The organism is Bartonella bilalgolemi (assembly GCF_023500045.1).
GTDB classification, from domain to species: Bacteria; Pseudomonadota; Alphaproteobacteria; order Rhizobiales; family Rhizobiaceae; genus Bartonella; species Bartonella bilalgolemii.
Genome location: NZ_JAMCOF010000016.1, coordinates 1 through 12795 on the forward strand (window position 1 = coordinate 1; position 12795 = coordinate 12795).

At 31.5% G+C, this 12795-nt stretch carries 8 protein-coding genes and 1 pseudogene; 1 reads left to right on the forward strand and 8 read right to left on the reverse strand.

The features are described 5' to 3' along the window. Positions 1-127 (forward strand): annotated as a pseudogene (locus M4Z11_RS06900) (P-type DNA transfer ATPase VirB11); the annotation flags it as partial. A gap of 650 nt (positions 128-777) precedes the next feature. On the opposite strand, the gene M4Z11_RS06905 reads toward M4Z11_RS06900, so the two are convergent. The 8 genes from M4Z11_RS06905 to virB11 all read right to left on the reverse strand — a co-directional run. Next, entirely contained in the window at positions 778-984 is a 207-nt protein-coding gene (locus M4Z11_RS06905) for an antitoxin VbhA family protein (RefSeq protein ID WP_249677897.1), read from the reverse strand. 184 nt (positions 985-1168) lie between these two features. Continuing rightward, positions 1169-3082 (reverse strand): BID domain-containing T4SS effector, encoded by a 1914-nt coding sequence (locus M4Z11_RS06910; protein ID WP_249677901.1) that lies wholly within the window; start codon positions 3080-3082, stop codon positions 1169-1171. A gap of 148 nt (positions 3083-3230) precedes the next feature. Then, the gene (locus M4Z11_RS06915; RefSeq protein WP_249677903.1) at positions 3231-4373 is read right to left on the reverse strand and encodes a BID domain-containing T4SS effector; all 1143 of its coding nucleotides are present in this window, start codon (positions 4371-4373) and stop codon (positions 3231-3233) included. 29 nt (positions 4374-4402) lie between these two features. Further along, positions 4403-6325 (reverse strand): Ti-type conjugative transfer system protein TraG, encoded by a 1923-nt coding sequence (gene traG / locus M4Z11_RS06920; protein ID WP_249677906.1) that lies wholly within the window; start codon positions 6323-6325, stop codon positions 4403-4405. Positions 6326-6468: 143 nt separating this feature from the next. Continuing rightward, a complete protein-coding gene (locus M4Z11_RS06925) occupies positions 6469-8061 on the reverse strand; it encodes a BID domain-containing T4SS effector (RefSeq protein WP_249677908.1) in 1593 nt (530 codons plus the stop codon). A 163-nt stretch (positions 8062-8224) separates the two neighbouring features. Beyond that, the gene (locus tag M4Z11_RS06930) at positions 8225-9853 is read right to left on the reverse strand and encodes a BID domain-containing T4SS effector (protein WP_249677911.1); all 1629 of its coding nucleotides are present in this window, start codon (positions 9851-9853) and stop codon (positions 8225-8227) included. A 251-nt stretch (positions 9854-10104) separates the two neighbouring features. After that, on the reverse strand, positions 10105-11790 hold the full coding sequence (locus M4Z11_RS06935; RefSeq protein WP_249677912.1) for a BID domain-containing T4SS effector: 1686 nt from the start codon (positions 11788-11790) through the stop codon (positions 10105-10107). A 125-nt stretch (positions 11791-11915) separates the two neighbouring features. Next, a partial coding sequence (virB11, locus tag M4Z11_RS06940) for a P-type DNA transfer ATPase VirB11 (RefSeq protein ID WP_249677914.1) occupies positions 11916-12795 on the reverse strand: 880 nt, incomplete at its 5' end.

The window sequence follows — 12795 nt, forward strand, 5'->3', positions numbered from 1 at the left end:
CATGGGTATGGCTAAAGTGATCGCTGCTTATTCTAAGCAAAGTATTTCCGATAAAAATCCAATACTATCCGCTACCTTGCCAAATAATGAGCGTATTCAAATTGTCATTCCTCCAGCTGTAGAAAAAGTAGTATTTAACCTTGAAAAACAGTTTATTGTAGTAAACTAAATCGCTTATAAAGTACTCTCTGAAAATATTAGCATATCAGAAAGTACAAGGAGGGCAATTGCAGAAATTTTTGATAAAACTCCGAAAATATACCTTATATTTTAGAAGTTCAAAATAAATCAATCAAAAAATGATGATAAGACATTTATAATGATTAAGCAGAATTTAGCGAATTTTATATAACCATTGAGTGTACTATGTTCTCTTGATGAGAAGCGTAAATTAATTTTACTCATAAAATAATATAGACCTTAATGAAAAGCATCTGAGTTTGATATTTGCGTCTCTAAGATGTTATTTGGTTATGTCATTTTCAAATTTAAATGTAAAATTGCAATACATCCAATCTATCCGAACATGTTCTCAAGTAAGCATTTATGAAGATATTGTAAATGGGAAAAACCAAACTTTTCTGACAGCATTTCTTGACAAAAATAAACAGATGCACATTCTGATCATACGCACACTTCTGATTAAAATACTGAGATTTTTTTTATGTCATGTTTATTTGCTAATATATTGCTACAAAAATCAATATAACCGCAAGCTAAAGATAACAAAGTATTATTAGTTGTTTATCTCAACATTTATTGTCTATGATTAGCTCTTTATAGCTTTGCATTGTCCATAAGAGTATTAAACTCTTCTAATGAGTATTCTCCCCTAGCATATCCTTCTAAAATTTCAAGCGTTTTAGAATGAAGAGTGATGCCTTCAATTGCATGTGTGCTGATAGCTGCATCAACTGCTTCACGGCGTTTTTGTAATTCTTCTGGCGTCAAAGATGTAGAATAATCAGTTGATTTTTTTTTCATAAAATCCTCCTTTTCTTTACCTATTTTTATAAAATAGAAGCATGTTTGCTTATTTGTTACGTATCTATTATTATTTAGAAACTTAAATAACTTATGTAAAACATTTCTGCTTTTTCATGAACGGAATGTTGTTACAACAATTGTGCCACCATAAATATTAAATGAATTATAAATCCTCATATTTTTAACTAGCTATATTCATTACTTTTAAATTATTAAGCTTGACTCTTTTTAACAAGCTCTGTAATTGCTTGCCTTGCGTAAAAAGCTTTTGAATTTTCTTCGCTTTACTTTCTGATATACCAATGCTTTCAGCTAGCAATTGATAATTACCATCACATAGCCATGTACGCTCGCTTGGTGTAAGACGGTAATGAACTTCTTGTATAAAAGTATTAAGTTCTTTTTGCAATGAAGGAGAGGAATTTAAAGCTTCTTTCTGCATATCCTTTGACAAATTGAAAATATCCTGTAATTCTTTGCTGGGCATTTTCACTACTGTCATCAGATGTTGTTGCTTTACTAGATGCTGTCGAATAATTTCATATCTCACACTTTTTACAATACTGCCATAGCCACTAATCTGTTGAGTAAGTGTTTCAATATTTTGTTCAGCTGTTTTGTATTTTGAATTTTTAAAGCCTAATATTTTTTTACCTGCTAATTTAGAAATAGATTCAGGAGAATCAGCTATCTGCTTTATAAGCGTTTTATCAAAATTTCCACTTTCACTAATGAGCTCCATCTTTTCATTGAATTTTTCTAGCTTTTTATAAACACGTTTTGCATAAATATTAACTTGTCTTTGCTTTAATAGAATAGCATGATGATTCATAACCCTTTCACTAATTTGATCTGATGTTAAAGGAGCTAATATTTCTTTTGGAATAAGAATGTCTTTTATATCTTTGTTTGTTGGAAATTCAAAATCTAGTGTATCACCAGATTTTAACGCCTTAATTTGCTCTGGTAAAAAATAATCTTTTTTGAATATCATATAAATTGGTTCTAAAATATAATCACAATCTACTTTGATATAATCACGATCCATTTTGAGTAGAATAGATTCCGGGCTATCATTTTCATAAACGCCTACATAGATATTCCCTTTATTTGGCATTAAAATAATCTTTTTTTGAGCATCTTTATACTCAATATTACTCATGGAGCTTATGAATTCCTTCATAATACTTACTGTTTTTGGATTTGAAATATCTTCAAACATATGTCTCATAACACTTATATTGCTCGGGGTATCAGCATGCATCATAGAGAGCATACTGCAAACTATCATACGTCTTGCCGTAACAATTGAGAAGTCTAATTGATAACCCGCAGCTTCAGAAAGTTTTTCAAAAAATATCCGTTGCGTGCGACCATTCCCATCTCTAAATGGATGTATATAATTAAGAAAAGCAAATATATCCGCTGCTTTATTAATAAAAGCCTGACGCGGTAAACCTTGCAAATTATTCTGTTGTGCAAGTGTTTTATCCATATCATTTAGGTAGTTAACAATTTTTTCACTTTCTGCAAAAACGCTTCTCGAGTTTACCTTTTGCATTGTTGGCATAATGGCAATAGTACCATCATCAAATGCAAATGGAAGGTCACGAGTGTGTCCAGCCCATTCAAATGTATTCTCGAACAAGCGTTTATGAAGATATTTTAAATAAGAAGAATCAAATTTTTCTGGGAGTGGTTCACAGTATAAATTAACCATTGCTTTTGCCGTGCAATGTCCGTTTACTGCGTTCAGAGCTTCTATGTCTATTATTCCATATTTATTTTTTAATACGGTAGTCTGAGGATAATTATAATTGTGGGATGACGGGAGGTCAGAGTAAAATGGTAGCACAGTTTCTTCCACTTGCACTTTTTCCACATCATCCAGAATAATTTTCTCAAAAGTGTCCATGATAACATTAAATTCACTTAATGAATAGTTTCCCTTTGCGTATTGTTCTAAAATTGTAATTGTATTAGAATGCAAAGCGATATTTTCAATAGTATGAGTATGAATCACTGAATCAACGATTTGGCGACGCTTTTGGAGTTCTTCTACTGATAGGGACATCAAATTACTACGTGGTTTCATTAGCATAATTCTTTCTTTTTTTTATTTATAAAATAGAAATATGTTTTTACTTTGTTATACTTTTATTTTGATATTATTTTTTTTGTTTTTAAGAACAATTTTTTTCTCATGGAAATAATTGATAACTTTATCACACAAATCTTGTATATTAGACTGCCATAGCCATCTGTCTTAACTTATTCACTTTGAATTGTTGAAGTTGTCGATACACTTTTTTTGTTTCACTAACAGTTTTTATAAGTGTTTTTGCTTTATGTTCTGATATATTAATACTTTGAGCTATTTTTTTATAATCACCTATTTTGAGCGCTTTATTCTCATCTATTGAAAGACGAGACTCTATTTTCAATAAAAAGTCGAAGAGCTCTTTTTGGATCTTAACACAATCTTCTCCGTTTAAAGTTTTTTGTCTCTCACTTTGAGACATGTTAAGGATATTTTGCACTGCTTCACTAGGCAACTTTATTTCTTGTGCAAGGCGTTTTTGTTCTACTTCATGATTTCGAATGATCATATTTTTAACAAGTCCTACACCATACCCGTAATCTTTAATTTTTCGACTAAGTAATGAAAGCTTTCTTTCAGCTATTATGCGTTTTGGACTCTTTATAAACCATATTTTAAAGCCAGCGAGCTTAGAAATAGATTGAGGATGTTTTAAAATTTGTTGAGCAATTTTTTCACTCACTCCTTGCTCTTGATTAATCATATCGATACTTTGATTTAATACTTTTGAACTTCCATAAACAATTTTTGATAAATGTTTGATTTCTTTCCGATCTTCTTTAAGCACAGCACTCTCTTTAACTTTTTTAAACATTTCTTCTAACGTCAAAGAAGTTAGTTTTTCTGCTGGGATAAGAATTTGATTTAAATTTTTATTTTTGGGAATTTTAAAGGTAATCTTATCACCAAATTTCAATGCCTTAAGTTGTTCCGGTGTAAAATAATCTTTACAGCATACGATATACAAGTCTAATGTTTCAATTATAATAGAATCTGCATTACTATTCTTATAAATACCCGTATAGTCTATATCTTCACGTGGTGTTATAATAATTTGATCATTTAAAAACTTACGTTCATGCTTAGACATAGAACATAAATAGCCCTTTAAAATGCGCGTTTTTTCTGGATTGGAAATATCTTCGAACAAATGTTGCATTGCTTCATAATTTACATTACCTTTTGCGGGTATTGTATTATTACAAGCATGTATCATGCGTTTTTTTGTCACAACTGAAAAATCGAGCTTATGGCCTGCACCTTCTGCGAGTTTTTCAAAAAACATTTGTTGTGCACGCCCATTGCTATCTCTAATCAGTTTTTCTTTCCTTTTGGAGCAAAGCGATTCTTTTCAGTAGCAGCTAACATCTCTTTTCTTCTGAAGTAAATTGCTCGTCCACATCGTAAAGGCGGTTGCCCTTGCATAAGAATAATTTGTTCATCTTGTCGCATTTCTTGAATAATTTCATGAGGTAAAATTAGCGCTCTTTGTTGATAATTTATATTTTTAGAGCCTCTTAAAAATTGTCCTTTAGATTTACTTTCTCCAGTCACTTCGATAGTCATTTGACCACAACGCTCTGAAATATCTTTAGCTGTTTGTAAATCTTTAATAGCAGCATAACTCACAAACGAACAACTCTCAAACCATGATTGCGCTCCTGACTTTCCAAAGTGATTTACTAACTGACCAGAGGATTGATAAAATAACATTAAAGATATACCATATTTACGTCCACGGTCACGCGCTTCTTCTAAAATGTTCATATAGCCAAGCAAATCAACCTCATCCAAAACAAACAAAACACGCTTTTTATAATTCCCATCAGCTGTAACCATTGCATTTAAAAAAGCACCAATAATCACACGTCCAATACCTGGATAACTATTTAAAATACTTGCAGGAAGATTAAGAAAAATATCTGTATTCCCATCTGCTATATCTGAGGACAAGAAATCATCACCACAAACAAGATCTGCGTAATTAGATAAAGAAAGCCACTGAGTATCTTTCGAGGCAGTTGTATAAACACCTGAAAAAGTTTGATCTGCCATTTCTGTGAAAATACCAACCATTTCACGAATAAAAGGAGAAGGTGATGTATCTTGAATATTGCGCAATTGATTAACAACAACCGTTTCTGATTGAGAAAGAATTTTGCGCAACGTTTTTAGATTACGCTCACTGTCATCGTATTCATCAGAAAATATGACATGTGCAAGAAGAGCAGTTAAAAGATTATGTGCTTGTGTTGAAAAATATTCTGCTGAAGAATTTTCTGATTTTTTGTCAGTAAGTAGCAGTTTAGAAAAACCTACAATATTGGCTTCACGTTGTGTGCGAGGTACGCTATCATCTAAAAGCCAATCGAGAACATTGAAAGTTTTGGTTGATATTGAAGTTGGATCAAGAACAATAACATTTCTATTCTCCATCTTTTTACGCGCCAATTGAACCATTGGTGCAACTTCTGTTGAAGGATCAAGGCAAATAATAGAACCTGGATATTTTAAACATACTGGAATCACTGTACTTGTTGTTTTATATCCGCCAGAACCAGCAAAAAAAATCATATGAGTTGAACCAAAATCAAGATTAAAGGTTAATAAGGGTGACGTTCCACCTTTTCCCCATGTTGCCTTATCTCCGGGGGCAAAGGGAATGTTACGCACACTATCTTTGTCAACACGGTATCTTTCACCAACAACAATTTGACCGTTCGCAGGAAAAATTTTTTTTGCTTCACTTAAATTCATCCATGATGCATCACCAAAAACTCCTTTTTTGGCACGCTTCACTCCTTTTGTATTTTTAAGCGAAGTAGTTGTTAAGAATTGAGCTATTAAAAGAAGAATACCGCCAATTATGCCAAAGATGACCATGACATCAATAAACTGCAAAGCGTAGCTCCATGTTATTCCTCGTTGGCCAATATAAGGACTTAAGCGTTTAACTTCACAGTTAAGATAGTAAAGAGAGACACCAGTAAAAAAAAATGCTGTAACAATTGTAATTGCTTTGCGTAGATATAGCTTTTGCGACATAGTGTAAATAAATGATACAGCAACAACGAGTAGTTGCACTAATAATGGTTCTGAACGAATATACCAATATTTTTCATAATCCTGTAATCCGTTTATTAGAAATAATAACACATAAGGAACAAGGAATATTATTAAACTACCTAAAATTATTGGCGTTAAAATAAGAAATAATTGTGTTTTATTATATTTCATTACGACCTACTTTTGCTTTTATCATGCCATAAAATCACACTTTATTAGCTGAATGTATAATGTAAGTGACACCTTCTAAAAGTCATAATATTATTACAAATAATTCTTATTCATAAATGTTAAATGAAATATAAAGCCTTAATTTAGATGCTCATATATTGCATTTTCGGACGCTTAGGTTGCAGTATGTCCAAAACTGCATTGGCTTTATTAACAGTTTCTGTAATTAGTTTTGCTTTATTTTCTGATATTCCAATGCTTTCAGCAAGCGCTGTATAATCAGCATTTTTTATATCTTGATTTTCTTTTGTTGATAAACGCAAGGTAACTGAACGTATGAATTTATTAATTTCTATATAAATTTCAGGAGAGTCATTTAAAGCACTTAGTTGCAATCTTGTAGACAAATTAAGTAGATTTTGTAATTTTGTGCCAGGCATCATTACTGCTCGTGCAAGGCGTTTTTCTTTTGCTTTATGTGTTCTAATAACTGCATGCCTAATTTCTGATACTATATCTGCGTAATTAGAAATTTCAATACTAAGCATTTTACTATTATTTTCAAGGGTTTTGTATCTTGATGTCTTTATGCCCAAAAATTTTTTGCCCTTTATCTTACAAATCGATTGAGGAGTATTTAGAATACGTTGAGAAAACTCTCCGGCTATTCTAGGATTTGCATTAATAAGACTTATATTTTTTTCTAGTATTAGAGGATTACCGTAAATCAATTCTGATAACTCTTTGATTTTTTTTACGCTTTCTTGAACACGGAAATCATCTTTAATCTTTTTAATTATTTTGTCTTCCTCTAAAGGAACTAATTTTTCTCTTGGAATGAAAATTTGATCTAAGTTTCTTCTGTTCATTGGAATTTTAAAGGTAAGCTCATCACCGGATTTTAGTACTTTGAGTTTTTCTGGTGTAAAATAATCTTTACAGCATAGGATATAAGAACCCATTGTTTCGACCATAATAGAATCAAAATTACTTTCTTTATAAATACCGCTATAGATGATACCTTCACGTGCTACCACAACAATCTCATCATTCAGATTTTTGCGCTTAATCTGAGAGTTGTAGTAGATAGCCTTTTGTAAAATATATACTTTTTCTGGATCAGATATATCTTCGAATAAATGCTCCATCGCTTCATAATTTGCCTTCTTAAGCATCGTATTACTACAGGCATGTATCATGCGTTTTTTTGTCACAACTGAAAAATCGAGCTTATGACCTGCAGCTTCAGCAAGTTTTGCAAAAAATATTCGTTGTGCACGTCCATTGCCATCTCTGAATGGATGTATATAGTTGAGAAAGGAAAAAAGCTCTACTACTTCATAGACAAATTCTTTGCGTGATAAGTTTTGCAAATTATTTTTCTCAGAAAGCACTTGATCAAATTTATCTAAGTTTTCTTCGATTTTATAACCAACTAAAAACTCATGTTGTAAATCTGGTGTTGGTAGTACCAACATTTTGGCAATTGTACCATCTGCAAATTGAAACAAACGACCCCGAGTACACCCCGCCCATTCGAATGAGTTCTCAAATAAGCGTTTATGAAGATATTTTAGATAAGAAGAATTAAATTCTTTTGGTGCTCGCTCCTGATACAGATCAATCATTATTCTTTTTGTATCATTAGCACATCGCCTGTTTAATTCTTTTTTATTCATTATGTTATATTTATTTTTTAATACTTTACTATCAGGATAATAATAACCAGAATACATAACTTCTCTCTTTTATTAACTTTTGTAAAAATATGCTTTTGATTTGTTATATTCTTTTGACGTTATGTAGCTACTCAGAAACAATTTCCCCTTCTTTATGAGATAGTTATTATCACACAATCTTCACCCATCCACACAAGAATAAAAACAAAAATTCGTATTTTCAAACGGCCATAGCCATTACTTGCGAACGATCAGTTTTGATTGCTTTAATTTGGTTGTGTAATTTTACGCTTTTATTAACTATGTCTATAATCATCTTTGCTTGATTTTCTGATACGCCAACACTGCAAGAAAATTTCATATCCTGTTTATTACTGACGTATTCTTGCTCGCTTACTGAAAGACGAGAATTTACTTCATCTAGAAAACTACAGAGATCTTTGTAAAGTGAAGGAGAGGATTCTAAGACCTTTTTTTGCTCATCTTTTGGCAAATTAAGAACCTCTTGTATTTCTTTGCTAGGTTTTTTTACTACGTGTTCAACACGCTTTTGTTCTTTTTTATGCTCTATAAAAATTTTATCTTTAACAGATTTCACAATTTGCACATGTTTTTCAATTTTTTGAGTGAGCTCCAAAATATTATTTTCAGCCATTCTGCGTCTTGGACTCTTTATAAACCATATTTTAAAGCCAGCGAGCTTAGAAATGGAGTGAGGAGATTTTCTAATCTGTTCGGCAAGCTGTATACCTGTTTCAGGATATTTATGAATACACGTCATATGTTCATCTAATACCATTCTGTTTTGATAAATAAGCTCTAAGCAACGATCAATTTCTCTTTGGTGTTTTTGAACACAATCAGCCTTTCTAGTCCATTTAATTATTTCTTCTTCCTTTAAAGGAGCTAATTTTTCTCCTGGAATGAGAATTTGATCTAAGTTTTTTTTCATTGGAACTGTAAATGTAAGCTCACCACCAGGTTTTAATGTTTTGAGTTGTTCTGGCTTGAAATATTCTTTCAAGCATAGGATATGAGAATCAGCCGTTTTGAACATAATAGAATTTGTAGCACCTACTTGATAAGTACCTGTATAAGTTATACCTTCCTGTGGCATTATAACATATTCATTATTTAAACGTTGGAGCTCAACTTTAGGTATTCTGTCAAAAAAATCCTTTAAAATAAGTACTTTCTCTGAATCAGAGATATCTTCAAACAGGCATTTCATTGTTTTATGAGCTATATCGCTACTTAGAGTCATTGCATCGCTACAAGCACGCATTATACGCTTTTCTGTTGCAACTGAGAAATCAAGATTATGGCCTGCACCTTCTGCGAGTTTTTCAAAAAATATTCGCTGTATAGGTTCATTACCAGCTCTAAAAGGATGTATATAGTTGAGAAAGGAAAAAAGCTTTACTGCTTCCTCAATAAAATCTTCACGTGATAAACCTTGCAAATTATTCTTTGAGGCAAGCATTTCATCAAATTTCTTTAAGTTTTCTTGGATTTTGTCCCCATGTGCAAAATAAATATCTGTTTCCGGAAGTTTCATCATGACCATTTGAGCAATAGTACCATCATCAAATGCAAATGAAAGATCACGGGTATACCCAGCCCATTCGAATGCACTCTCGAACAAGCGTTTATGAAGATATTTTAAATAAGAAGAATCAAATTTTTCTGGGAGTGGTTCGTCACGTAAACTATCGACTATTTTTTTCGCATCACGTTTACATCTCTTTTCAAGTTTTTTATGGTCCATTATACCATATTTATTCTTTAACGTTTTAGTGTGAGGATAAATATAATTATGAGCTAAAGATGTATCAAAAAGTGCTACCATTGTTCACTCTAAGTTCTAAAAAAGTTAATTATTCCATCAAGTTAGTTTCGTTTTTTATAACCACATTTAATACCAGCGATATCAAATTACTACGTGGTTTCATTAGCATAATTCTTTCTTTTTTTTATTTATAAAATAGAAATATGTTTTTACTTTGTTATACTTTTATTTTGATATTATTTTTTTTGTTTTTAAGAACAATTTTTTTCTCATGGAAATAATTGATAACTTTATCACACAAATCTTGTATATTAGACTGCCATAGCCATCTGTCTTAACTTATTCACTTTGAATTGTTGAAGTTGTCGATACACTTTTTTTGTTTCACTAACAGTTTTTATAAGTGTTTTTGCTTTATGTTCTGATATATTAATACTTTGAGCTATTTTTTTATAATCACCTATTTTGAGCGCTTTATTCTCATCTATTGAAAGACGAGACTCTATTTTCAATAAAAAGTCGAAGAGCTCTTTTTGGATCTTAACACAATCTTCTCCGTTTAAAGTTTTTTGTCTCTCACTTTGAGACATGTTAAGGATATTTTGCACTGCTTCACTAGGCAACTTTATTTCTTGTGCAAGGCGTTTTTGTTCTACTTCATGATTTCGAATGATCATATTTTTAACAAGTCCTACACCATACCCGTAATCTTTAATTTTTCGACTAAGTAATGAAAGCTTTCTTTCAGCTATTATGCGTTTTGGACTCTTTATAAACCATATTTTAAAGCCAGCGAGCTTAGAAATAGATTGAGGATGTTTTAAAATTTGTTGAGCAATTTTTTCACTCACTCCTTGCTCTTGATTAATCATATCGATACTTTGATTTAATACTTTTGAACTTCCATAAACAATTTTTGATAAATGTTTGATTTCTTTCCGATCTTCTTTAAGCACAGCACTCTCTTTAACTTTTTTAAACATTTCTTCTAACGTCAAAGAAGTTAGTTTTTCTGCTGGGATAAGAATTTGATTTAAATTTTTATTTTTGGGAATTTTAAAGGTAATCTTATCACCAAATTTCAATGCCTTAAGTTGTTCCGGTGTAAAATAATCTTTACAGCATACGATATACAAGTCTAATGTTTCAATTATAATAGAATCTGCATTACTATTCTTATAAATACCCGTATAGTCTATATCTTCACGTGGTGTTATAATAATTTGATCATTTAAAAACTTACGTTCATGCTTAGACATAGAACATAAATAGCCCTTTAAAATGCGCGTTTTTTCTGGATTGGAAATATCTTCGAACAAATGTTGCATTGCTTCATAATTTACATTACCTTTTGCGGGTATTGTATTATTACAAGCATGTATCATGCGTTTTTTTGTCACAACTGAAAAATCGAGCTTATGGCCTGCACCTTCTGCGAGTTTTTCAAAAAACATTTGTTGTGCACGCCCATTGCCATCTCTAAATGGATGTATATAGTTGAGAAAGGAAAAAAGCTTTACTGCTTCATCGACAAATTCTTTGCGCGATAAATCTTGCAAATTATTTTTTTCAGAAAGTACTTGATCAAATTTATGTAAACTTTTTGAGACTTTTTTACTATCTTTGAAGAAAGCATCTGAATTTGGTACTTGCATCTTTGAGATGTTAGCAGTTATACCATTTTCAAATTTAAATGTAAGATCGCGAGTACATCCGGCCCATTCGAATGTGTTTGCAAATAAGCGTTTATGCAAATATTTTAAATAGGAGGAATCAAAATTCTCTGGCAGTGTTTCTTGACGCAAATAAACAGCTGCTTTTTCTGAATCACGCGCACATTTCTTATCAAGAGACTGAGAATCTTTTATCCCATATTTATTTATTAATGTATTATTGTCAGGATAAGTATAATCGCAAGAAAATAAGTTTAATGATTTTGTCTTTTTTGTTAAAGGCCTAAAAGCTTTTTGTAGAGATTTTAAATTTGTTTTTTTCATGATCATTTACACAAATATTATTTTTAATAAATACCACTTTTTAACATGCATTCTTGTAAAATTTCAAACGTTTGAGTACAAGATATTGATCTTGAAGTGTGAAATTTTATATTATACTTTTTTATTTAATTACCTCCAAAGATATTTCGTTGTTTAAAAGGATCATAATAAATTTCTGTAACTTTAAATTTTCCTTCAATTCGTTTGCATTGAATGATAATATCGATCATTGAAATTAATAACCCACGAATATCATCGCGCTCTAAATCTCCTCCTCCTTCACTTTCTTTAACCAATAGCGTCATTTGCTCAAATGCAGCGAGTGCTGTTGATGCATGAACTGTAGTAATTGAACCTGGATGTCCTGAATTAACATTGCGAATATAATAAAAAGCAGTACCATCTCGCAACTCTTGTAGAAGAATGCGATCAGGACGCATTCGTAAGGCAGATTCTAGTAATTCTTTTGGCCCGATAGAAGCTAAACCATGCCCATCTTTTGCATAGATCATAGAGACATGATTAGGATGTGGTACGACTAATTCTGGTGTATCTTCAATAGTTATAATACGCTCATCATCAGGAATTTTAGTAATCAATGCCTTTGACAGCGTTGTTTTACCAGATCCTGTTTTCCCTGAAATAAGAATATTTTTTTGCAGTTTCACAGCTTGATTTAAAAAAGAAACAAAATTTTTATTATAATAATCGATTGCTAATTCATGATCGATATTTTTGAGTTCATTAAAACGCGATTGATAGTCATGCAATGGAGTGAAAGAAACCTGTTCACATATTGAAAAGAGACCCTCACTGGCTAGATCTTCGAGTAAATAACTTTGGGATGATGGTTTACGAATTGTCATACTGATAGTGTTTTTTTCTACAGCTGGAGGAATGACAATTTGAATACGCTCATTATTTGGCAAGGTAGCGGATAGTATTGGATTTTTATCGGAAATACTTTGCTTAGAATAAGCAGCGATCACTTTAGCCATACCCATG